Source organism: Streptomyces sp. Tue6028, assembly GCF_002300165.1.
Taxonomy (GTDB): domain Bacteria; phylum Actinomycetota; class Actinomycetes; order Streptomycetales; family Streptomycetaceae; genus Streptomyces; species Streptomyces siamensis.
On the sequence record NZ_MLCE01000022.1, the window covers coordinates 131,636 to 152,959 of the forward strand.

Genomic DNA, 21,324 nt, shown 5'->3' on the forward strand with positions numbered 1-21,324 from the left:
TCGCATGACGGACATGACTTCCCTCGCCGCGCTCGGCTCGCTCGGCTCCATGGGCGGGCTGTTCTCCACCACCGTCCTGTTCGCGCTCGCCTCCGGTGTCGCCGTGGGCGGCGGCATCGCGCTGTTCGCCGTCGCGGTCCGCGGACTGCCGGCCAAGCCCGAGCACGAGAAGCAGAAGGCGAGCGAACGGGCCGGTGAACTCGTCCGGTTCGCCGGCCGACGCGGATCCACCGCCGCCATCGTGGGACTCGTCGTCCTGCTGCTGACCCGGTGGGCCGTCGCCGGAATCGCCGCCGGAATCCTCGTCTTCTTCTGGGACAAGCTCTTCGGCGGCGCCTCCGAGGAGCGCGCCGCGATGCGCCGGGTGGAGGCCCTGGCGTCCTGGACCGAGTCGCTGCGCGACACCATCGCCGGAGCGGTCGGCCTGGAACAGGCCATCCCCGCCTCGGCACGCGCCTCGGCCCCCGTCCTGCGGCCCCACCTGGACTCCTTGGTGGACCGGCTGCGTTCCCGTACGCCGCTGCCCGAGGCACTGCAGCAACTGGCCGACGAGATCGACGACGCGTCCGCGGACATCATCGTGGCCGCACTCATCCTCAACGCCCGGCTGCGCGGGCCAGGTCTGCGCCAAGTGCTCGGCGCGCTCGCCAAGTCGGCTCGCGAGGAGGTCGACATGCGCCAGCGCGTGATGGCCCAGCGCGCCTCGACCCGCCGCTCGGTGCAGATCGTCGTCGCGGTGTCGATCGCCTTCGTCCTCGGCCTGTCGATCTTCAACCGCGACTTCGTCAAGCCGTACGGCACGGCGGTCGGACAGCTCGTCCTCGCCTGTGTCTGCGGCCTGTTCGCGCTCGGCTTCTGGTGGCTGCGCAAGCTCTCCACCATCGAGACGCCCGAGCGGTTCCTGGTGCGCGACGAGTCGTCGGTGCAGTTCGTGCGCCCCCGTACGCCGGCTTCCACCGACGAGGCGGTACGTCGATGAACCTGACCATGCCGATCCTGATCGGCGCCGTCCTGGGCCTGGGCGCCTACGCACTCGTACGCGCCCTCATGCCGTCGAAGCGCAGCGCGGTCGCGCAGGTCGCGCGCATCGACGCGATGCGGGCGCGGGGCGCCGCCTACGAATCCGCGCACCGCGGCGGACAGGACGCCGGGAAACTCGGCAGTCTGCGGGCCCAAGTCGGAACCCGGGTCGCCGAGTTCTACCTCCAGCAGGGCTGGGAGCAACGCTCGCTGCGCGCCGACCTCGCCGTCCTGGACCGGAGTTGGGAGAAGTTCCTCGCGACGAAGGTGCTGCTCGCCGCGGCCGGCGTGTTCTTCGGACCGTTCCTCTTCGCCGTCGTCTGGACGCTCGGCTTCGGCAGCAGCCCGATCATCCCGGTCTGGCTGGCCCTGCTGTTCGCCCTCGTCTTCTTCTTCCTCCCCGACGTGGAGGTGCGGCGGGACGCGGCGGACAAGCGGCGCGACCTGCGGCGCGTGATCGGCGCGTACCTGGACCTCGTGTCGATGAGCCTGGCCGGCGGCCGGGGCCTGCCCGAGGCGCTGATGGCCGCCGCCGAGGTCTCCGACGGGTGGGCCACCCAGCGCATCCGCAACGCGCTCGCCGACGCCCGCATCACCGGCATCAGCCAGTGGCAGGCCCTCGGCTCGCTGGGCGAGGAACTCGGTGTCGAGGAACTGAAGGACCTGTCGGCCTCCCTGGCACTGGTCGCGGACGACGGCGCGAAGGTCCGCGAGTCGCTCGCCTCCCGCGCCGAGACCATGCGGCACCGCGAGCTCTCCGAGATCGAGGGCAGCGCGGGCGAGAAGTCGCAGTCGATGCTCGTCGCCCAGCTGCTGCTGTGCGCCGGCTTCCTGGTCTTCCTGATCTTTCCCGCCGCCATGCGCGTCTTCCAGGTCTGACGCCGACCGACAACTTCATCCACGTCATTTCGAGAGGACAACTCATCATGAACGGACGGAACTTCAGCACCGGGATCCCGGGGGTGGACTTCCTGATCACCTTCCTCCAGGGCCGGGTGCAGCGCGCCCGCTCCGGCGAACTCGACCGGGGTGCGTCCGCGGTGGAGTGGGTCATCATCTCCGCCGTCGTCGTCGCGATCGTCGGCGTGGTCGCCGCCATCATCAACGCCGCCCTCAGCGACGGCGCCAACAAGGTGGGCGACTGCATCAAGGGCGCGGACGCCGGCAAGACCTGCTGAGCCGTTCCGTTACTTCTCACACGGGGACACGGGTGCGCGCACGTCCAGGGGTACGTCGCTGGGTACGCCGCCGGGTGGAGGCCGCCTCCGCCCGCGGCGATTCCGGCATGACCGCGATCGAGTTCGTGCTGCTCACGCCGGTGCTCTTCTTCATGATCTTCGCGACGGTGCAGTTCGCGCTGTACTTCTTCGCCGACCACGTGGCCCAGGCGGCGGCCCAGGCGGGTGCCCGCAAGGCCCGCGCCACGGCCGACGAACAGCCCGGAGCGTGGCGGGGCGAGGCACGTGACGTCGTGGACAGCTACATCCGCCAGCTCGGCCCGCAGCTGGTCCTGTCCCCGGACGTGAAGCTTCTCCAGCCCGAGCAGAACAAGGTCGGGGTGGAGATCACCGCCAAGGTGCCCACCGTGTTCCCGGGCCTGGACCTCACGGTGCATGCCCAGTCGGTGGGCCCGGTGGAGAGATTCGTGAAGGAGGGCGAGAACTGATGGCGGGGCTCGTCTCCTTCGTACGGGACCGGGTGACGGAGTGCCGCGAGGGCGACCGGGGCCGGGGACCCCGGGGGGCCTGGGGTCACCAGGGGGACCGGGGACTGTCCACCGTGGAGGTGGTCATCCTCGCTCCCGTGATGATCCTCTTCATCCTCGTCCTGGTGGCCTTCGGGCAGCTCGTGGACGGCCGGGGCGCGCTCGACGGGGCCGCGCGGGACGCGGCACGCGCCGGATCCCTCCAGCGGGAGGAGACGACCGCCATGTCCGAGGCGCAGAAGGCGGCCGACGCCGACCTCGCGGACGTGTGCTCCGGCCCGGTGACCGTCACCAAGACCAGCACCGGATTCGCGGACGCCGAGCTCTTCACGGTCGAGGTCAGCTGCCAGGTGCGGGGCCTTGCCATGCTCGGCCTGGACGTCCCGACGACCCTGACCAGCTCGTTCACCTCGCCGCTCGACCCCTTCAAGAGGAAGGCGTGATGGGGCACATGAGGCTGCGCGCAGACGTGGGACAGGCTGGTCCTGGTGCCCGGGCGGGGCGGAGCGAACCGGGCGACCGGGAGGTGCCCTCGGGGCTGCGTACCCGCGCCCGGGAGTGGGCCGGGGCGCGCCGGGCCCGCCTGGACGACCGTGGTTCCGGTGCCGGCGCGGTCATCATCTTCGCGATCGTCTTCCTCTCCCTGTCGGCCTTCGTCATCGACGGCGGCATGTCGATCTCCAAGCGCGAGCGGGCCGCGGACATAGCGGAACAGGCCGCCCGCTACGCAGCCCAGGACGTAGACAAGGAAGCCCTCTACCAGAACCAGGGCAAGGGCGGCGCCCCCATCCGCTACCAGAACTGCGGGGCCCGCGTGAAGGCGTTCGCCCGCGAAATGGGCATGTCCGGCGCGGACATCGCGGCCACGCACTGCGTGGCCGCGGACGAGAACCAGGTCGAGGTCGAGGTCCAGCTCACCTACTCCCCGGTCTTCACCGGCATGTTCTACGGCGGCGACGTCGTCGTGCACGGCAGCGCGGTGGCGGAGAACGAGGTCGGCTGAGCCGGCATCGCGGCGGCGGACGAGCGGAGGTGGCCTGGCGGTGTTCGGGCGGAAGAAGGACGAGCCGGTCGTCGAACCCGTGCCGTGGGAAGGGACCGGCGGCGTCGGCGGCTTCGTCGTCGGCGACGTGCTGCGCCCGGCGGCCTTCCGGCGCAAGGCGCTGACGGGGGAGCGGGCGGTACGGGAACCGACGATGCGGGACGGCGTACGGTACTTCGCCCCGGCGGCGGTCGTCACACGCCTCGGTGAGGCCGACGACAGGACCCCGTCGTACGAGCTGCACGCGGCCGTCGAGCCCGGTGGGGCACCACTGTGCGTCCTCACGCCCGTGAGCCGCGGCACCGCCTACCGCGTGACCGACGCCGACGGAGCGGAACTGGGACACGTGCACCGCACCTCCGCCGCCAAGCGGGCCGTCCAGCACGGCTGGTGGCTGCGGCAGCCCGGACACCCGGAGATCGTGGCCCGCTACCACTGGGCCAGGGGCAGTGCGAAGGACATCGCCGCGCGGGGCAGGGAGAAGGCCGTCCGCGGGGCCGGCGCCCTCGTGTCCGGCGTCGTCGACTCCGTCGCCGGCCTGGGGGCCGAGGGCGGCGACCAGCGGGGTACGCACGTGTGGAAGCCGGTGACGTGGCGTACGGGGGACGAGGAGGAGGACCTGGTCCTCACCTCCGGCCACCTGGACGGCGTGCGGGTGTACCACCCGCACGCCCCTTGGCTGGACCGACGCCTGGCGTTCGCCCTGGCGGTACTGCGAGAGGCGTGACGCCGGCCGGCGCGGTGCGATGCGCCCGGCCCTGCGCTACTTCCCGCCGTCGCCCTTGCCGCCCTTCTTCTCCGTCTTCACCCCGTCGGAGACGTCCTTGGCCAGCTTGTCGTCGAGCTTCTTGAACTCGCGGACGACGGCGTCGGACATGTCGGCGAGGGCGTCGAGGGCCTGGGAGATGTCCTCACGGCCGTCCTCCCAGCCGGACTCGAAGTCGTCGAGCGCGTCGTAGACCGTGTGGTCGCCGAGGTCGTCCTTGTAGGACTCGAAGAGCTTCTTGGTGTGGTTCAGCCGGGTCTTGATGTCGCGCAGCCGCCCGCCGTAGTCCTCCAGCTCGCTGAGCGGGAGCGCGAGGTCGCTCTTGCCCGTGCCCATGTGCGGTTCCCCCTTGATTCGTCAGACGAAGCGGAACGTGCCGGTCACGGCGTCGAAGACGTCGTGGAACGCCTCCGCCAGGTCCAGCACCGGGCTGGCCCCGGAGACGAGCACCACCTGGCCGGCGGTTCCCGGGACGGGAATGTACGTCTGGGTCAGCACCATACGAAGGGTACGGGTGTCTCCCTGCGCGACGGGAACGTCCTCGACGCCGAACGTCCGGGCAGCCGGGCCGACTTCGGGGATGTCGACCGTGGTGACCGTGCGCCAGACGTCGCCGTCGCGGCGCGGCGTGATGGCCCGGAGGCTCTCTGTGATGGCCCGCGGATCCGTGGACAGGGCCACGCCCTGCTTGTTCTTGGCGCCGAGCACGGACATGGTGACGGTCGCCGACAGCGGCACGCCCTCGAAGTTCTCCGCCATGCAACCCATGTACACGGCACCGGAGTCGTGCGCGTCCTTGGCCATCCTGCGCAGCATGGCGGTCAGCTCGGCGCGGTAGTCCCCGAGTTCGGGAACTTCGCGGATCCGCTCGTCGACGAGCGCGCGGATGGTGCTGTCCCGGCCCTCAGGGCGGATGTCGAACTCCCACCAGGACTCGGGGACGGACAGGGAAATTCCTCTGAAGTCCTCCTGGGCCACCTCCTGGACGCCCTCCTGTTCGCCCGGGCCGGCTGGGTCGTGGATCGGGTCGGGCGTGGTGGGCACGGTGCTAGATTCCTCTTTCCTGCCTCATGAGTTGTCCTGCCGTCAGCCGTCAGCCGTCAGCCGTCAGCCGTCAGCCGTCTGGCTTCGGCGGTCAGTCGGGAATCGGGAGCCCCGCGGCCTCGGTGAGCCGCATTGCTTCGTCCTCCGAAATCTCGGGCGGTACGAAGTCGAGCGACTCCGCGTGCCGGATGAACTCGGCGGGCGGGGCCACGCGATGGTACTGGACGTAGTCGGACCAGGCCAGATTCCAGACCCAGGTCCCGTCCGTCATGACACCGACACGAACCCGCATTCCCTCGGAATCGGAAAAGGGGTCGGGAAGAGTACCGGGGGAGAAGAGCAGCGGTTCTGCGCTCTCCAGATATCCGGCAAGCTTGACAGCGAGTTTCTCTGTGAGCGAACCAATGGCGCACTCGATATAGGTTTCTTCCTCTCCGATACGGTAGGGCGCGGGCACCGTCGTCATGGGCGCAGGTCGACCGCCTTTCAGAGTGTGCCGAGCTGGGCGATGCCGGTGAAGTCGCGGCTGTCGAGGCGCGGGCCGACAATCAGTACGGAATGTCAAGAGCTTCGCAGAGCTCCATGATTCGTTCTTCCGAGACCTCGGGCAGCAGGAAGTCGAGCCTCTCGACATGATGCATGAAGTCGTCCCCGGGGGAGATTCGGCTTTCGCGGACCAGGTCGGCCCACGCGAGATCCCACACCCATTCACCGTCCGTCATGACTCCGACGCGCACACGGTGTTCAGGGTTGTCGGACAGAGGCGACTGTCTTGTGCCCGGGGCGAGCACAAGGTCTTCTGCGGTCTCAAGGTATTCAGCCAGACGCTCGCTGACTTCGATGGTAAGACGATCGGGCTCTGCCGGGACCGTGCGGGCTGGTTCATTCAGCTTGAAAGGCGCTGGGATCTGCTTCATGTCAGAGACGTGGATTTCTACTTCGTGAAGCTGCGCGTGGCTCAGGCCGAACCATGGGCCGCTGTTCTTCACCACCATCCACCGGTCGGTCACGGTGCTTTGGAATATCTGGCATTCGTCGCATCTCTCCCGGACGTTTCTTTCGCCGGCTCCTGCCTATGTCACATCGATTCCGAGGTCCCGTTCCAGGATTTCCATCAGCCGCGTCTCCGGCACTTCCGGCATCTGGTGGTGGGCGAGCCTGACGTGGGCGACGAACTCCGCGGGCAGGGACACGTGATACGTGCCGAGGTAGTAGGGGAGATCCTCACGCCACAGCCAGGTGCCGTCCGTGTAGAGAGATCCGATGCCGCACAGGCCGGGAGCTCCGGGGTCCAGGACGTCGGGGCCCGCGCTCATTTCGCTCCAGATCCGCGCCCCGTTTCTGAGGTAGGAGACGACCTCCGCCTCGTCCGGCTCTCCCGTCGGGTTCACGGCATCACGCATGAGTCCGTCAAGAGGCAGTCCCCAGCCGGGGTCGAGTTCGGAGAAGAAGCCTACGGGGCGGATCATCTGAGCTCCTCGGTTGCGCCGCCCTCGCGGTGGCCTCGGCGATGGCGCAGTGAGCCGTCGGATCAATCCGCCTTCCCGGTGCGGGCTTTGCTGTCGCCGGGCTGTGTCTCGATCGCCGTGCGGCACGACTCCGTGCCGATGTGGGCGACGTCGGCGCGCGCGGGCCTACCGGTTGATCGACTGGATTTCCTGGACATTCATGTCCTGGGTCGTCTCGAAGGTGCCGTCCGGGAGGTCGCCCTTGGCGCCGCCGGTGCCTTCCCAGGAGATCTGCCAGGTGATGGAGGCCTTCAGCTGGTACGGCGCACCGCTCGTGGCGCGCAGGTACTCGATGCCGCACGGCGGCGTCCTGTCGGAGTCGCCCTTCTCGTACGGGGTGCCGATCGAGCCGTCGTCGTTGATCTTGCACTCGCCGGAGGCCGGGAAGGTGTCGGCGTCCTCCGTGCCGGGCTCCAGGTGCAGCGCGACCGGCTTGGCCGTGGTCTCCGCCCACAGGTTGGTGTTCGGGAGCTCGGCACGGACGGTGACGTCCTGGAAGGTGCCCTTGTCGAGCCAGATCCACGTGGGCAGATTGACCGTGGACTTGCCCTCGGGCTTGAGCTCGATCTTGGTGTCCGGGATCTTGACCTGGTTGTAGGCGTACTCGGCGAGCGTCTTCGGGGTCGGGGCGTTCGGGACCTGCGGGACCGTGTTGCCGTCCTGCCAGAACATGATCCGGCCGCAGTCCCACGACTTGGGGTCCGTGTCGTCCGGTGCGACGCTGCGCCAGAAGTACCCCTTCTTGCCTATGTTGTAGTCCTTGTAGCCGGGCGCGGCGGACCAGGTGTCGTCGAAGTTCTTCTCAGGCTTCTCGTCCCGGTAGTGGTCCGTCCACAGCCCCTTGCCGATCCACGTCTCGTGGACGCCGACATCGCCACTGCCGTTCGTCTCCGAGAACTTCTTCAGTTGCTCGGGCGTCATGACGGGCTCGTACCAGCACGCCGGGGGCTCCCAGCTGGGGTCGACCGACGTGATGTTGCCCCGCTTGCCCGTGGTGGGGCCCTTCACCTGGCGGACCTTGATCTGGGACTGGGTGGCTGAGGCGTTGATGTTCCCGTTGCCGTCGGAGTTGCCCGAAGGGCCCGTCGGCGGCGTGGTGTTGTCGGCGGGACCGTCCGCGTACGCCGTGCCCCCGCTCCAAAGCACCAATGCCGCCACCGCCACCGGGGTCCAGTGGGAAGAACGTCCGCGCATCCTCATGCCTGGCACTCCTTCGCCTTCCCCTTGACCTCGATCACCTGTGCCTTCCAGGCAGGCGAGGAGCCGGTCGGCGGGAACATCATCATGGTGAACTTCTGATAGCTGCTCAGGCTCTCCTTGGTGCGCAGGACCTTTCCGGTCTTGATCTCCTTGCCGAAGAACTCCGCCTGGTTTCTGCAGAAGCTGACGAGGACGCGCTTCCCCTTCCCCACGGCGTTGGTCTCGGCGTCGTAGTACTTGTCCGTGCCGGTCACGGTCCAGCCGCCCTTGACCCACGCCTGGATCTGGGACTTGGCGTACTGGGAGGCGCTGCCGTCCGAGTAGAACTGGTACGCGGGATCCTCGGGGTCCCGCTTGTCGATGCCGTGGTCGAGGGCGCGGATGTAGTTCTGTGCGTCCGAGAGCGCCGCCGCGTGCTTGGCGTCGGACGGGGTGTCGAAGTCGAAGACCAGGTCCAGGTCCTTGGGCACGCTCACGTCGGGCCGGCCGGCCTGGGTGCCCCCCGACGCCGAAGCCGACGGTGACGTCGAGCCGGTGTCCGCGCCCTTGATGTCGTCCGAGGACTTGTCGTCGCCTCCGCCGCAGGCGGTGAGCAGGAGGGCCGTGGTCGCGGTGAGCGCGGCGGCGGCTGTGGTCAGGGCGCGACGGGACACGGGCTTTCTCCCCCTGTGTTCGGCATGTGTGCAGCAGAGAACGAAGCTATCAGGGGCACGTAGAGGGCATCGGGGCGGCAACGGGGGATTGTGTGGGGACCGTGAGAACTGTGACATGACGGTTGCGAATGATGATGAGCTGAGGCGGGACACGGATTCCGGGGCAACAGGCAAGTCGGACTTAGGGGGTGAGGGCCGGTAAAGCGGGCCGTGGCTCAAGTCCCGTCCCCTGTCTGACCTTCGACGACCTCCGTACGATCTCGATAGGCTCAGCACACCCCCCGGACCACCTCAGCAGCTCCAAGCTCTCGCCTCCCTCACCACACGACCCCAGGACACCCGCCATGGCCCGACGCACCACTTCAAGCTCGACGGGAAGCACGCCGGGTCCGAGGAATCGGACGCCACAGCCGCTGCCCCGGCGTCGACGGACGTTCGGGGACTTCGCGAAGGCGACCGCCGCGTTCGTCGCGCTGCTGGTGCTGCTCGTCGGCGTTCCGGGCGCGCTCGTGGTCAGCGTGGGGTGGCCGCTGCCGCACGGGGCGCCCTCGCTGGACTGGCTCCAGCAGGAGATCACGGTCGGCACGTTCATCAACGTGCTGACGGTGATCGTGTGGTTCGCCTGGGCCCAGTTCACCGCCTGCGTGCTCGTCGAGGTGAAGGCCGCGCTGTCGGGCGTGGGCCTGCCGAACCGCGTCCCCGGCGCCGGTCCGAGCCAACTGCTCGCCCGCCAGCTCGTCGCCGCGCTGCTGCTCGTCGGCGCCACCGCGGCCAGCTTCGCGCCGGGCCTCTCGCAGCTCGGCCAGAGCCTGGAGGGCAACCAGCGCGGCACGGTCGCCGCCGCGCAGCAGACCCCGGGCGGGCTGTTCGCACAGCAGCAGGAGCAGGCCGCGTCCAGCGCGGCCGCCGCGCTCGCCGAGCAGGCCGCCGACGCGGCGTCGCACGCCGACGCCGGGAGCGGTCACGACGCCCACGAGGGCGACACCAAGTACTACCGGATCCATCCGCCCGAGGGGCGCCACCACGACTCGCTGTGGGAGATCGCCGAGCGACACCTCGGCGACGGGCGCCGCTACAAGGAGATCTACCAGCTCAACAAGGACCGTACGCAGCCCGACGGTTCCAAGCTCTCCGAGGCGAGCCTGATCCGCCCCGGCTGGATCCTGGAGATGCCCGGCGACGCCCACGGCGGCGATCTCGTCGAACTGCCCGACGAGGCGCCGAAGGTCTCCGAGCAGGTCCAGCAGCAGATCCACGACTACGCGAAGACCGGCGACCACCAGCAGGGCGGCGGGCAGCAGGGCGGCGGCGCCGGCGACCGGGACACCGCCCACATCCACCTGCCCCATCAGCGGCCGGGCGGCGACCAGGGAGTCGGCCGTGCCGGGGACCAGCGGCACGAGCAGGGCGCCTCGCACGCCTCGGACTCCTCGGCCGCCGAGGAGAGCGGGTTCTCCTTCGGGCTGCCCGAGACGCTCGTCGGCGCCCCCCTCCTCGCCGCGGGCCTGCTCGGCGCGCTCGGCCGCCGGCGTCGCCAGGCCCTGTGGCAGTCGGCGCTCGGCGCGGTCGGCGGACGGCGCGGCATGGAACCGCCGGTCCCCACCGGTTCGGCCGCGGACGCCCAGGACGCGCTGCTGGTGGGCGCAGACCCCGAGGGCGTACGCCTGCTCGACCTGTCGCTGCGCGGGCTCGCCGCGGCGCTCGCCGCCGAGTCCCGCCCGCTGCCGACGGTCTACGCGGCCTGGCTCAGCGGCAACGGCGACCTGCACCTCCAGCTCGCCCAGCCGGCCGGGAAGCCGCCCGCGCCCTGGCAGCTCGGGCAGGACCAGACGTTCTGGATGCTGGCGCGCGCCGACGCGGAGCGGTACGAGGACGTCGACACCGCCGCTCCCTACCCCGGCCTCGTCAGCCTCGGGACGATGGACGACTCCCGGCTGCTCCTCAACCTGGAGTCCGTCCCCGGCATCGTGTCGCTGAGCGGCAGCGCGAGCGACCGTGCGGGCGTCTTCGCCTCCGTCGCCGCCGAGTTGGCGACCAATGGCTGGTCCGACCGCATGACGATCACGCTCGTCGGCTTCGGCGAGGACCTCACGCCGCTGGCGCCCAACCGGCTGCGCCACCTCGACGACGTCGAGGCGCTCGTGGAGACCATGGAGGCGGAGACGCGGCAGCGGCGCGGCGCGCTGGGCGCCGCCGGCCACGACTCCGTGCTCACCGGCCGTACCGGGCCCGCCCAGCACACCCGCTGGGCCCCGCACCTGGTGCTGCTCGCCGCCGAGCCGTCCGCCGAGGACGCCGTCAAGCTCGCCGAACTCGCCGCCGACGCGAGCCGGCTCGGCATCGGCTACCTCGTCGGCACGGAGAGCGGTGATCTGCCGGGCGCCGCCTGGGAGATGGAGATCACCGGCGAGGGCAAACTGCTCGCACCGCTGCTCGGCCTCGAACTCGACGCGCAGTCGCTGCCGGTGGCGCAGCAGCGGGCGGTCGTGGAGCTGTTCGTCGAGGCGGACCCCGAGCGGGAGAGCACCAACTCCGCGGCGCCGCCGTTCCTCGTCGACATCAGCGAGCAGGGACGTCCGGCGGTGTACGCGCGGCTCGTGGGCCCGTACGAGATCATCGGTCTGGACACACCCGACGGCGAGCGCAGCCCGTTGATGCATGAGGCGCTCGCCCTGCTGCTCCTGCACCGCGAGGGCGTGCACCCCCGGGTGCTGTCGTCCGCGCTGTGGCCGCGCGGGGTCACCGACGACGTGCGGGACGCGCTCGTCGAGCGGCTGCGCGACTGGCTCGGCACCGACCCGGACGGCACCGCCCGCCTCGGCACCGACGCCACCGGGCGGCTCACGCTCGCCAAGTCGGTCGTCTCCGACCTGGACGTACTGCGGTCGCTGTACCACGAGGCGACGCAGGGCAAGGGCGTCAACAGTCGTGCGGTGCGCGGGCGGTTGCTCACGGACGCGCTCGTCCTGGTGCGCGGTCCGCTGCTCGCCGACCGGCCGGCGGGCCGGTACGGCTGGCTCACGCACGAGATCATCGACGCGCAACTCCCGCTGCTCGTCGCGGACATCGGGCTCGCGCTGTCCGCCTTCCACCTGGAGAAGGATCGCGCGGAGAAGGCCATCGAGGCCCTGAACGCCGCCCTGAACTCCGCCCCCGCCGACGAGCGCCTGTGGAACGAGCTGCTGCGCGCGACGCACACGACCGGTGACGGCGACCGTATGAAGCGGCTCGCCGCGGACCTGGTCGCCCGCAGCGGTGCGCGCGGGCTGCCGCCGCGCACCGAAGCGCTGCTGGACGAACTGCTGCCGACGTGGCGGAGCGGTGTCGCCGCCGTCGGATGAGCCGGGTGGGGCGCGGGGCCGTGGGCCCGTCGGGGACCGGCCGTGCCCACCTGGGGCCCGCCGGGGCCTGCTGCGCCCACTTGGGGCCCGCCGGGGGCGGCCTGCTGCGCCCGCCGAGGGTCCGCCTGGGCGACCAGGCGCCCGCCCCGTGCGACGACGCCCCCGCCTCCGTGGCGGGAGGCGCCGAGACGGTCAGCTCCCTGCGGGTGCACGCGCCGAGGTGATCCGCCTCCTGCGGGAGGACGCGCCGAGACGATCCCCCTGCGGGAGGACGCCCGGTCCGGTCCGGCCCGCGGGCGACGACCGGACCCAAGGTGATCCGGGCCGACGGCCGAGCCCTGGTCCGCGCGCCGGTGCGGTCCGCGCCGGTGGGTCCGGTCGGCTGATCCGGCCCGCGGACGACGACCGGACCCAAGGTGATCCGGGCCGACGGCCGAGCCCCGGTCCGCGCGCCGGTGCGGCCCGCGTCGGGTGGGTCCGGTCGGCTGATCCGGCCCGCGGGCGACGACCGGACCCAAGGTGATCCGGGCCGACGGCCGAGCCCCGGTCCGCGCGCCGGTGCGGTCCGCGCCGGGTGGGTCCGGTCGGCTGATCCGGCCCGCGGGCGACGGCCGTGCCGGGCCGCCCCACCGGCGAAGGGCGGTCCCGCCGACCGGCCCGTGGGACGACGCCCGTGCTGATCCGCCCCGCGGACGATGGCCCACCCGGCGTGCCCTGCGCGACGATGACCCGCGGCAGTAAACGAACTCTTGGGGTGAATGCGTGGACCTCGAACTCTGGGTGGCCGTCGGCGCCGCTCTCTGGGGCGCGGCGGCCGGGCTGCTGGTGCCCCGGCCCGCGTACCGCTTGTCCGTGCGGCCGGACGAGCCGTGGCGCGACCGCTGCCCCGAGGGGCACGCCCTCACCGGCCCGGCGCGCGGCTGGCTCGGGCTCGCCCGCTGCCCGGAGTGCGGCGGCGACCGGAGGCGTGCGCCCGGCATCCCGCGTACGGCGTCGGAGGTGTCCGGCGACGCGGGCCGGGTGGCCCTGGGCGACACCCCGTCCGCGTACGGCCCCGGCGTGTCTCTCATCTCCCTCACCACCGCCGTCGTCTGCGCCGGGCTCGCCCTCGCCACCGGTACCCGGCCGGAGCTCGCCGTCTGGCTGCTGCTCGCGCCCCTCGGCGTGCTCCTCGCCGTGGTGGACTTCCGGGTGCAGCGGCTGCCGGACGTGCTGACCCTGCCGCTCGCCGGTGCCGCGCTCGTACTGCTCGGAGCGGCCGCGCTCGTGCCCGAGCACGCCGGGGACTGGTCGACGGCGTTGTACGGGGCGCTCGCGCTCGGCGGCGCGTACTTCCTCCTCTTCCTCATCAACCCGAACGGCATGGGGTTCGGTGACGTGAAACTCGCGCTGGGCCTCGGGGCCGTACTCGGCTGGTACGGGTGGAGCGTGGTGCTGCTGGCCACCTTCGCCGGGTTCCTGTTCGGCGGGCTGTACGGGATGGGCCTGGTCGTGGTGCGGCGCGCCGGACGCAAGACGTCGATCCCCTTCGGGCCCTTCCTCGTCGCGGGCGCCTACGTGGGGCTGCTGATCGGCGCGTACGCGGCCTGAACGGGGCCGTGGCCACGGGGTACGCGGGCTGGCGTCGAGCCCTCGAGGTGGCTGGCGTACGCTGGATCGGTCCGCCCACACCCCTCCGAAAGGGACGCCCCGGTGACCGAGAAGGCCGACCTCCAGTCCGTCCTCGACCGTGCCGCCGCAGGCGGGCGGATCACCCCCGAGGAGGCGCTCGACCTCTACCGGGACGCCCCGCTGCACGCCCTGGGTGCCGCCGCCGACGCCGTACGCCGCCGCCGATACGCCGGTACGGAGCACATCGCGACGTACATCATCGAGCGCAACATCAACTACACGAACGTGTGCGTCACGGCGTGCAAGTTCTGCGCCTTCTACGCGGCCCCCAAGGACACCGCCAAGGGCTGGACGCGCGACCTCGACGACATCCTGCGGCGCTGCGCCGAGACCGTCGAGCTCGGCGGCACGCAGATCATGTTCCAGGGCGGCCACCACCCGGACTACGGCGTCGAGTACTACGAGAAGCACTTCTCCGCGATCAAGGCCGCGTACCCGCAGCTCGTCATCCACTCGCTCGGCGCCTCCGAGGTCGAGCACATGGCCCGCATCTCCAAGGTGAGCGTCGAGGAGGCGATCCAGCGCATCCACTCCGCCGGACTCGACTCCTTCGCCGGCGCCGGCGCCGAGCTGCTGCCGGCGCGGCCCCGCAAGGCGATCGCCCCGCTGAAGGAGAGCGGCGAGCGCTGGCTGGAGATCATGGAGACGGCGCACCGGCTCGGTGTGGAGTCGACGTCCACGATGCTCATGGGCACGGGCGAGACCAACGCCGAGCGCATCGAGCACCTGCGGATGATCCGTGACGTGCAGGACCGGACGGGCGGCTTCCGCGCCTTCATCCCGTACACGTACCAGCCCGAGAACAACCACCTCAAGGGCCGTACGCAGGCCACGCTCTTCGAGTACCTGCGGATGATCGCGATCGCCCGTCTCTTCCTCGACAACGTGGCGCACATCCAGGGCTCCTGGCTGACCACCGGCAAGGAGGCCGGCCAGCTCTCCCTGCACTACGGCGCGGACGACCTCGGCTCGATCATGCTGGAGGAGAACGTGGTGTCCTCCGCGGGCGCCAAGCACCGCTCCAACCGCATGGAGATCATCGACCTGATCCGCAAGGCCGACCGCGTGCCCGCCCAGCGGGCGACGACGTACGAGCACATCGTGGTCCACGACGACCCGGCGAACGACCCCGTCGACGAGCGCGTCATGTCCCACATCTCGTCGACCGCGATCGAGGGCGGTACGGCACACCCCGAGCTGAAGCTGCTCGCCTCCAACTAGCCGCGCCGTGCTGACGATCCACACCGCCGACGAGCTCCGGCGCAGCTGGGGCGACACGGCGCCGCTCAAGGACGGCGCCGTGGCTGTCGAGGGGGACCGTGTCGCGGGCGTGGGTCCGCTGGACGAGTTGCTGGAGCGGTTCCCCGGGGCGCGCGTACGCCGCTGGCCCGGCTCCCTCGGGCCCGCCCGCGTCCACGAAGGGGTCCTGCCCGCGGCACCCAGCCCCCGCGAACGCGTCCACGCCGTACTGAAGTCGGGCGCCACCGCTGTGCTGGAGGCGTACGCGGACGACGCCGGCCTGCGCGCCGCCGCCGCGCGCAACGACGTCGCCGTGCTCGCGCACCCCCGGACGCCGGTGATCACCGACACCGGGCGGGCCGACCTCGCGGTCTTCGACACGGACGGGACGTGCCTCGCGACCGTGTGCGCGGGACGCCTGGTGCACCGGCGCCGCTAGACCGGCCGCCGGGCCGCGCACGGCCTGGGTTCCCACCCGCCGACACTCCGGCTCCCCTGCCAACACCCCGTGCCTGCCCGCGAGAACCCTGGGCCTGCCCGCCAACGCCCCGGGTCCGCTGGCGCGTTGCCCCGTCCCCGCGCGCACGCACCCTCGCGCACGTGCACGCACCCTCGCGCACATTCACGCACCCTCACGTACGGCGGCCGGCTCAGCCTGCGAGGGCTTGCGCGAACGCCCCCGAACTCTGCTTCACCCCACTGCAGTCGGTGGCCGCGTCATCGGAATCGGCGTCGCCGTCCACGCACTGCCGGTCGCGGAACGCCGACCACATGGAGACCCACGCCACCCCCTTCTCCTCGGCGAACGCGCGGACCTGGGCGGCGTCGGAGAGCGTGAACGTCTCGTTGTCGACGTCGTTGACACCGATCATCGAGGTGAGCGCGAGGCCCTGCCAGGCGCCCGCGCTCGACAGCCCGAAGACGACCTCCAGCTGGTCGTGGGCCGCCTCGGCGGACGTGATCGCGTAGTCGCCCATGTCGCCCGCGTACGAACTGCCGTAGTTCATCGTCATGATGTCGACCGTCGCGACCTTCACGGAGTGGTCGTTGGCGGACTCCAGGAGAGCGAGGCCGTCGTCGTCGAGTCCGGACGGCATCACAGGCAGGGTGAAGGAGACCTCCAGATCGGTGCGCTCCTTCTGGAGCAGCGCGATCGCCTCCGAGCGCAGCGCCACCGAGTCGGAGTCGGCCAGCTCGTCGCCCTCGATGTCGAAGTCCGCCTGCGACGAGCCGGCGGCGTCGAGCGCGGCACCGTAGGCCGCGGCGAGTGCGCTCGCGCTGTCGCAGGTGGAGGCGAGTTCCTTTCCGGAGGCCCCGCCGAAGGACACGCGTACGCTCGCACCCGACTTCTTCAGCGCCGAGATCCGCGACGCCACGGCCGAGTCGCCGAGGGCGTACGTCCCGTTCCACTTCGGCGTGCAGGCGCTGCCGTCGGAGATCACGAAGGCCAGGTTGTACGTCGACGGCGACCCGCTGGAGTCCGTGGCGGAGGCGGTGGTGGCGCTCACGTACGGAGCGTACGAGGTGGCCGACGACGGGCTGTCGCTGTCGCTGGGCGCGGGTGCCGCATGCGTCCCGCCCGACCGCGGGGAGGCCACGTCCGACGCCCCGCCACCGCCCGAGGAGCACCCCGCACAGGCCAGCGCCGCCAGGCAGAAGAGCCCGCCGGCGGGCTTCAGGAAACTCCTCATTGCGTAAGCACCCGCTCTCGTGATTTCTGTCTCAGGACGGAAACAGAACGCTGAATCCGTAGGGGAAATGTGGCACACGCGGTCGGGAATCCCGAATGAAGATCGTGCGGGGCGACACCATGAGGAGAAGCGGGCAAAGGGGGTGAAAGGGTGGCGCAAAGCAGGGTGTATCACCCAACGGCGTGGTGGTCGGAAGGGGCGGTCGTCCGGGAAATCTCATAGAGAAAGGACAGATTGAGGCGTCTCTCATGGGCGCCTCACATGAGAGACCGAGTTTTTCGCACATAAAGGCGCCTTAATCTCCGGGGAATGCAATCCGAGTCCGCCGTCGAAAGCCGCGCAACTGCCCGCGGCCGTCGCCGCAAACGCGGCCACGGGGCCGCCGAGGGTCCCGTCTTCGTTGACAACTCCGGGCGCAGAGCGCGCCTGCTGCGCCGCTTCGGCACGCTCGTCGGTGTCGTCTGCCTCGGGTACGCCTGTGTGCTCGGCATGGCCTTCATGGGCTGGGGCACCTCGCTGACGCCGTCCGCGCTGTTCCCCTTCGACGGCGGCCGGGCCGGATCCGCCCCCGGAGGCGGCGGCATGCGGCCGCAGGGCGGCACGGCCCCCACCGGCGCCCCCACCGGGACCCCGCCGTCGGGCCTGCCCACCGGCGCCGCCCCTTCCTCCGCTCTCTCCGTGTCCGCCTCCACCGGCGCCAACTGACCGGGACGCAGCCACTCTCATGACTACGACGACGCCCTCGCGTGGCCGCCGCCGCGCCCCCTCCAGGATGGAGCGGGCCGCCGGCAGGGCCGCGGCGCTGCAGAAGCCGCGCGTCATCCTCGCCCTCCTGCTCCTGCTGGCCCTCGTCAGCGTGATGCTCCTCGACGGCTACCTGCGCTCCGAGATCGGCAACGACTCGCGCGTGCGCGACGGCGCGGCCTACGACGAGGTCCCCGAGAAGATCCTCGACGGCGGGCCCATCCTGACCTTCGACAACGGCACGGCGAAGACCCGGTCGGTGCCGGCGAAGACCATCGTGCTCACCTTCGACGACGGGCCGACGGCCACCTGGACGCCCCAGGTCCTCGAGGTCCTGGAGGACAACGACGTCGAGGGCACCTTCTTCATGGTCGGCTCGATGGTCTCGCGCTATCCGGGCATCGTGAAGAAGCTGGTCGAGCAGGGCAACGAGGTCGGCATCCACACCTTCACCCACGTCGACCTCTCCTACCAGGGCGCGGCCCGGCTCAAGCGCGAGCTGAACCAGACCCAGCTCGCCCTCGCGGGCGCCGCGGGCGTCACCAGCACGCTGTTCCGCGCGCCGTACTCGTCGGAGATCGACGCCGTCGACAACTACAGCTGGCCCGTCTACAAGGAGATCGGCGGTCTCGGCTACACCAGCGTCTTCGTCGACACCGACAGCGACGACTGGAAGAAGCCGGGCGTCTCGAAGATCGTCCGGTGGGCGACGCCGAAGAGGAACAAGGGCGCCATCGTCCTCATGCACGACGCGGGCGGCGACCGCTCGCAGACGGTCGAGGCGCTCGACACGTACATCAAGAAGATGAAGGCGAAGGGCTACACCTTCACCACGGTCAGCGGCGCGCAGGCCCGGCTGGACCGCACCGGCGCCGACGGCACGGGGCAGGCCGCCGCCGGGGGAGCGGCCCCGGCGGACGGCCGAGGGGGGCGCCCCGGCTCGGCCGGCGCCGCCACGGTCGGCACCGAGCAGGCCGCCCACCGCACCGCCACCGGCGCGACGCTCTACGAGGGCAGGGCCCTCATCTGGGCCGTCGCCGTGGCCGAGTGGGTCGTACCGGCCCTGTCCTGGTTCCTCGTCGTCGTCGGAGTCGCCGTCATGGGCCGCTTCGCGATGATGCTGGTCCTCGCCCGCCGCCACCACCGGCAGCGCAACCGCAGGCGCGGCCGGGGCGGGAGGTTCAGCTGGGGGCCGCCGGTCACCGAACCCGTGTCCGTGATCGTGCCCGCCTACAACGAGAAGGAGTGCATCGCCAACACCCTCAAGTCGCTGGCGAGGAGCACTCATCCGATCGAGATCATCGTCGTCGACGACGGGTCGACGGACAACACGTCCGAGATCGCGGAGTCGCTCGGCATGCCCAACGTCCGGGTCATTCGGCAGGAGAACGCGGGCAAGCCCGCCGCGCTCAACAACGGCGTACGCAATGCCGGATACGACATCGTCGTGATGATGGACGGCGACACCGTCTTCGAACCGGACGCCGTGCACCAGCTCGTGCAGCCCTTCGCCGACCCGGAGATCGGCGCGGTCGCGGGCAACGCCAAGGTCGGCAACCGCACCACCGTGATCGGTGCCTGGCAGCACATCGAGTACGTGATGGGCTTCAACCTCGACCGCCGCATGTACGACCTGCTGCGCTGCATGCCCACCATCCCGGGCGCCATCGGGGCCTTCCGCAGGGACGCGGTGCTGGAGGTCGGCGGCATGAGCGAGGACACGCTCGCCGAGGACACCGACATCACCATCGCCATGCACCGGGCGGGCCGGCGCGTCGTCTATCAGGAGCACGCCAGGGCCTGGACGGAGGCGCCGGGTTCGCTCAAGCAGCTGTGGTCGCAGCGCTACCGATGGTCGTACGGCACCATGCAGGCGCTGTGGAAGCACCGCAAGTCCCTGACGGACAGGGGCCCTTCGGGCCGCTTCGGCAGGGTGGGCATGCCCCTCGTCGTGCTCTTCCAGATCGTCACGCCGGTCTTCGCGCCGCTCATCGACGTGTTCACCGTCTACTCGATGGTCTTCGTGGACTTCCGTGCGGCCCTGCTCGCCTGGCTGGCCGTCCTCGGCGTCCAACTCGTCTGCGCCGCCTACGCCTTCCGGCTCGACCGGGAGAAGTACCGCTACCTCGCGATGCTGCCGCTCCAGCAACTCGCGTACCGGCAGATGATGTACCTGGTCCTGATCCATTCCTGCGTCACGGCCCTCACCGGCGGACGTCTGCGCTGGCAGAAACTCAAGCGCACGGGCGAGGTCGGCACCCCGGCGGGGGTGAGCTAGATGAGCTGGGACCAGAACCGGCAAGAGCAGTACCACCAAGAGCACGACCAGCCAGGGCAGTTCGGGCAGTACGACCAGTACCCGCAGCAGGGCTACGGCTACGGCTACGTGCAGCAGCCCGATCCCTACGGTCATGGCGAGCCCTCCGATCCGTACGGCCGGGCCCGGCAGCCGCAGGCGTACGGCGCGGTGTCTCCCGAGTACGCCGCCGCGGGCGGTGTTCCCGCGGCGCCGCACGGCTGGGACCCGACCGAACTGCCGTCCCCCGCGCAACCGGACCCCGGCGGCGACGCGGCGGAGCAACCGCTCCCCGCGCCGGAGGAGTCCGCGCCGCGGACGGGAGCAGGAGCACAAGGCCGCGACCGCTACTTCGACGCCCTCCGAGCCGTCGCCCTGGTCCGTGTCGTGACCTACCACACGTTCGGCTGGGCCTGGGCCGGCCTGGTCTTCCCCTCGATGGGCGTGATGTTCGCGCTCGCCGGCACGTTGATGGCGAAGTCCCTGGAACGGCCCGCCCTCAAGGTGATCAGAAGCCGGATGCGGCGGCTGCTGCCGCCCTTCTGGTTCTGGGGGTTCTTCGTCGTGGTCGCCATGCTGATCCACGACTGGATGCCGGGCTGGCAGATCGTGTTCTGGATCGTGCCGGTCGGCGACCCGCCGGGCAACCAATGGGGCGCGCAGGCCTGGGAGATCCTCTGGTACCTGCGGACGTACCTCTGGTTCGTGCTGCTCTCCCCGCTGCTCCTGCGGATCTTCCGCAGGGCCCCGACCCCCGTCCTGCTGCTGTCCCTCGTCCCGATCGTGGTCTTCCAGTACGTCTGGCAGCCGCCGTACGACCGCTTCGGCAGCGCCCTCACGGACCTGGCGACGTACGGGTTCTGCTGGCTCCTCGGATTCGCGCACCGCGAGGGTGTGCTCCAGCGGCTGAGGCCGGGACCGGTCGTCCTGGCGTCGCTGGCCGCGCTCGCCTGCGGCGGCTGGTACGCGTTCGTCCAGCGGTCGGCGGCCGGCACCTACGACCTGGACGAGATCCCGCTCGCGCAGGCCTTCTGGTCGGCCGGCTTCGTGACGCTCCTGATGTACTTCAAGGCGTACTGCGATGTCGACTTCGCGTGGCTCACCCGCTTCCGGCGCCTCGACCGGATCGTGACGATCTTCAACGGCCGGGCCGTGACGATCTACCTCTGGCACGAGATCGCCCTGGTGCTCGCGGTCCCGCTGATCGATCAGTTCTGGAAGGTGCCGGCCTTCGAGAAGTGGCTCCCGCTGGAGAGCCAGTGGTTCATGTTCGGCATCGGCTGGCTGCTGATCTGGATCGCCGTCCCGCTCTTCGGCTGGGTCGAGGACGTGGCGGCCAGGAAGAAGCCGAGACTCCTTCCCTGAGCGGGACCCGGCGGAGGTCTCCAGGGGGGACGCGAGGCC

The 21,324-nt window shown here is 70.8% G+C and carries 22 protein-coding genes; 14 read left to right on the forward strand and 8 right to left on the reverse strand.

What is annotated here, in order from left to right:
* The first annotated feature begins 4 nt into the window (after positions 1–4).
* The 7 genes from BKI49_RS21465 (at position 5) to BKI49_RS21495 (ending at position 4,494) form a co-directional block, all read left to right on the forward strand.
* Positions 5–979: a type II secretion system F family protein gene (locus tag BKI49_RS21465; RefSeq protein ID WP_095935910.1), complete on the forward strand. Its 975-nt coding sequence runs from the start codon at positions 5–7 to the stop codon at positions 977–979.
* Complete coding sequence (locus tag BKI49_RS21470) at positions 976–1,899, forward strand: type II secretion system F family protein (RefSeq protein WP_179332522.1); 924 nt, start codon at positions 976–978, stop codon at positions 1,897–1,899. The genes BKI49_RS21465 and BKI49_RS21470 overlap by 4 nt, the downstream gene beginning before the upstream one ends.
* A gap of 47 nt (positions 1,900–1,946) precedes the next feature.
* Positions 1,947–2,198 carry a hypothetical protein gene (locus BKI49_RS21475; protein WP_028805786.1) on the forward strand — a complete coding sequence of 84 codons (252 nt, stop codon included), beginning with the start codon at positions 1,947–1,949 and terminating at the stop codon, positions 2,196–2,198.
* Positions 2,199–2,305: 107 nt separating this feature from the next.
* The gene (locus BKI49_RS21480; protein ID WP_257004899.1) at positions 2,306–2,686 is read left to right on the forward strand and encodes a TadE family protein; all 381 of its coding nucleotides are present in this window, start codon (positions 2,306–2,308) and stop codon (positions 2,684–2,686) included.
* Entirely contained in the window at positions 2,686–3,168 is a 483-nt protein-coding gene (locus BKI49_RS21485) for a TadE/TadG family type IV pilus assembly protein (protein ID WP_095935912.1), read from the forward strand. Before BKI49_RS21480 ends, BKI49_RS21485 begins: the two co-directional genes overlap by 1 nt.
* A gap of 8 nt (positions 3,169–3,176) precedes the next feature.
* Positions 3,177–3,728, forward strand: a complete 552-nt coding sequence (locus tag BKI49_RS21490; RefSeq protein WP_179332523.1) for a TadE/TadG family type IV pilus assembly protein — start codon at positions 3,177–3,179, stop codon at positions 3,726–3,728.
* A 40-nt stretch (positions 3,729–3,768) separates the two neighbouring features.
* Positions 3,769–4,494 (forward strand): hypothetical protein, encoded by a 726-nt coding sequence (locus tag BKI49_RS21495; protein WP_095935913.1) that lies wholly within the window; start codon positions 3,769–3,771, stop codon positions 4,492–4,494.
* A 36-nt stretch (positions 4,495–4,530) separates the two neighbouring features.
* On the opposite strand, the gene BKI49_RS21500 is transcribed toward BKI49_RS21495, so the two are convergent.
* From BKI49_RS21500 to BKI49_RS21530, 7 genes are all read right to left on the reverse strand, one after another.
* Positions 4,531–4,869, reverse strand: coding sequence for a hypothetical protein (locus tag BKI49_RS21500; protein WP_028805782.1), 339 nt, complete (start codon positions 4,867–4,869; stop codon positions 4,531–4,533).
* A gap of 21 nt (positions 4,870–4,890) precedes the next feature.
* Positions 4,891–5,349 carry a hypothetical protein gene (locus BKI49_RS21505; protein WP_257004906.1) on the reverse strand — a complete coding sequence of 153 codons (459 nt, stop codon included), beginning with the start codon at positions 5,347–5,349 and terminating at the stop codon, positions 4,891–4,893.
* A 319-nt stretch (positions 5,350–5,668) separates the two neighbouring features.
* Positions 5,669–6,043 (reverse strand): hypothetical protein, encoded by a 375-nt coding sequence (locus BKI49_RS21510; protein ID WP_095935914.1) that lies wholly within the window; start codon positions 6,041–6,043, stop codon positions 5,669–5,671.
* Positions 6,044–6,125: 82 nt separating this feature from the next.
* The gene (locus BKI49_RS21515) at positions 6,126–6,587 is read right to left on the reverse strand and encodes a hypothetical protein (RefSeq protein WP_095935915.1); all 462 of its coding nucleotides are present in this window, start codon (positions 6,585–6,587) and stop codon (positions 6,126–6,128) included.
* Between the two features lie 63 nt (positions 6,588–6,650).
* A complete protein-coding gene (locus BKI49_RS35930) occupies positions 6,651–7,046 on the reverse strand; it encodes a hypothetical protein (RefSeq protein ID WP_257004900.1) in 396 nt (131 codons plus the stop codon).
* 165 nt (positions 7,047–7,211) lie between these two features.
* Positions 7,212–8,279 (reverse strand): hypothetical protein, encoded by a 1,068-nt coding sequence (locus BKI49_RS21525; protein ID WP_095935916.1) that lies wholly within the window; start codon positions 8,277–8,279, stop codon positions 7,212–7,214.
* Positions 8,280–8,281: 2 nt separating this feature from the next.
* On the reverse strand, positions 8,282–8,938 hold the full coding sequence (locus BKI49_RS21530) for a hypothetical protein (protein WP_095935917.1): 657 nt from the start codon (positions 8,936–8,938) through the stop codon (positions 8,282–8,284).
* Positions 8,939–9,282: 344 nt separating this feature from the next.
* On the opposite strand from BKI49_RS21530, the gene BKI49_RS21535 reads away from it, so the two are divergent.
* The 4 genes from BKI49_RS21535 to BKI49_RS21555 all read left to right on the forward strand — a co-directional run bounded on the left by BKI49_RS21535 (position 9,283) and on the right by BKI49_RS21555 (position 15,628).
* Positions 9,283–12,279: a BTAD domain-containing putative transcriptional regulator gene (locus BKI49_RS21535; RefSeq protein WP_095935918.1), complete on the forward strand. Its 2,997-nt coding sequence runs from the start codon at positions 9,283–9,285 to the stop codon at positions 12,277–12,279.
* 762 nt (positions 12,280–13,041) lie between these two features.
* Positions 13,042–13,869 (forward strand): prepilin peptidase, encoded by an 828-nt coding sequence (locus BKI49_RS21545; protein WP_095935920.1) that lies wholly within the window; start codon positions 13,042–13,044, stop codon positions 13,867–13,869.
* Positions 13,870–13,971: 102 nt separating this feature from the next.
* Positions 13,972–15,171: a cyclic dehypoxanthinyl futalosine synthase gene (mqnC, locus tag BKI49_RS21550; protein WP_095935921.1), complete on the forward strand. Its 1,200-nt coding sequence runs from the start codon at positions 13,972–13,974 to the stop codon at positions 15,169–15,171.
* A gap of 7 nt (positions 15,172–15,178) precedes the next feature.
* Positions 15,179–15,628 carry an imidazolonepropionase-like domain-containing protein gene (locus BKI49_RS21555; protein ID WP_095935922.1) on the forward strand — a complete coding sequence of 150 codons (450 nt, stop codon included), beginning with the start codon at positions 15,179–15,181 and terminating at the stop codon, positions 15,626–15,628.
* 211 nt (positions 15,629–15,839) lie between these two features.
* Here BKI49_RS21555 and BKI49_RS21560 read toward each other — a convergent pair whose 3' ends face one another.
* Positions 15,840–16,880 carry a chitinase gene (locus BKI49_RS21560; protein ID WP_095935923.1) on the reverse strand — a complete coding sequence of 347 codons (1,041 nt, stop codon included), beginning with the start codon at positions 16,878–16,880 and terminating at the stop codon, positions 15,840–15,842.
* 309 nt (positions 16,881–17,189) lie between these two features.
* Between BKI49_RS21560 and BKI49_RS21565 the strand changes: the two genes are divergently transcribed.
* Genes BKI49_RS21565 through BKI49_RS21575 form a run of 3 tightly spaced genes read left to right on the forward strand, consistent with a single transcriptional unit; the run spans position 17,190 to position 21,285 of the window.
* Positions 17,190–17,585, forward strand: coding sequence for a hypothetical protein (locus tag BKI49_RS21565; protein ID WP_095935924.1), 396 nt, complete (start codon positions 17,190–17,192; stop codon positions 17,583–17,585).
* A gap of 19 nt (positions 17,586–17,604) precedes the next feature.
* Positions 17,605–19,902 carry a bifunctional polysaccharide deacetylase/glycosyltransferase family 2 protein gene (locus BKI49_RS21570; RefSeq protein ID WP_095935925.1) on the forward strand — a complete coding sequence of 766 codons (2,298 nt, stop codon included), beginning with the start codon at positions 17,605–17,607 and terminating at the stop codon, positions 19,900–19,902.
* Entirely contained in the window at positions 19,903–21,285 is a 1,383-nt protein-coding gene (locus tag BKI49_RS21575; RefSeq protein WP_095935926.1) for an acyltransferase family protein, read from the forward strand. It abuts the gene before it with no gap.
* Positions 21,286–21,324: the final 39 nt, after the last annotated feature.

What these genes read in the sequence shown, in the direction of transcription:
- BKI49_RS21560 (WP_095935923.1), bottom strand. Translation starts at nt 16,880, where the DNA reads ATGAGGAGTTTCCTGAAGCCCGCCGGCGGGCTCTTCTGCCTGGCGGCG.
- BKI49_RS21470 (WP_179332522.1), top strand. Translation starts at nt 976, where the DNA reads ATGAACCTGACCATGCCGATCCTGATCGGCGCCGTCCTGGGCCTGGGC.
- BKI49_RS21480 (WP_257004899.1), top strand. Translation starts at nt 2,306, where the DNA reads ATGACCGCGATCGAGTTCGTGCTGCTCACGCCGGTGCTCTTCTTCATG.
- BKI49_RS21475 (WP_028805786.1), top strand. Translation starts at nt 1,947, where the DNA reads ATGAACGGACGGAACTTCAGCACCGGGATCCCGGGGGTGGACTTCCTG.
- BKI49_RS21485 (WP_095935912.1), top strand. Translation starts at nt 2,686, where the DNA reads ATGGCGGGGCTCGTCTCCTTCGTACGGGACCGGGTGACGGAGTGCCGC.
- BKI49_RS21525 (WP_095935916.1), bottom strand. Translation starts at nt 8,279, where the DNA reads ATGCGCGGACGTTCTTCCCACTGGACCCCGGTGGCGGTGGCGGCATTG.
- BKI49_RS21465 (WP_095935910.1), top strand. Translation starts at nt 5, where the DNA reads ATGACGGACATGACTTCCCTCGCCGCGCTCGGCTCGCTCGGCTCCATG.
- BKI49_RS21575 (WP_095935926.1), top strand. Translation starts at nt 19,903, where the DNA reads ATGAGCTGGGACCAGAACCGGCAAGAGCAGTACCACCAAGAGCACGAC.
- BKI49_RS35930 (WP_257004900.1), bottom strand. Translation starts at nt 7,046, where the DNA reads ATGATCCGCCCCGTAGGCTTCTTCTCCGAACTCGACCCCGGCTGGGGA.
- BKI49_RS21535 (WP_095935918.1), top strand. Translation starts at nt 9,283, where the DNA reads ATGGCCCGACGCACCACTTCAAGCTCGACGGGAAGCACGCCGGGTCCG.
- BKI49_RS21510 (WP_095935914.1), bottom strand. Translation starts at nt 6,043, where the DNA reads ATGACGACGGTGCCCGCGCCCTACCGTATCGGAGAGGAAGAAACCTAT.
- BKI49_RS21500 (WP_028805782.1), bottom strand. Translation starts at nt 4,869, where the DNA reads ATGGGCACGGGCAAGAGCGACCTCGCGCTCCCGCTCAGCGAGCTGGAG.
- BKI49_RS21490 (WP_179332523.1), top strand. Translation starts at nt 3,177, where the DNA reads ATGAGGCTGCGCGCAGACGTGGGACAGGCTGGTCCTGGTGCCCGGGCG.
- BKI49_RS21565 (WP_095935924.1), top strand. Translation starts at nt 17,190, where the DNA reads ATGCAATCCGAGTCCGCCGTCGAAAGCCGCGCAACTGCCCGCGGCCGT.
- BKI49_RS21505 (WP_257004906.1), bottom strand. Translation starts at nt 5,349, where the DNA reads ATGCTGCGCAGGATGGCCAAGGACGCGCACGACTCCGGTGCCGTGTAC.
- BKI49_RS21570 (WP_095935925.1), top strand. Translation starts at nt 17,605, where the DNA reads ATGACTACGACGACGCCCTCGCGTGGCCGCCGCCGCGCCCCCTCCAGG.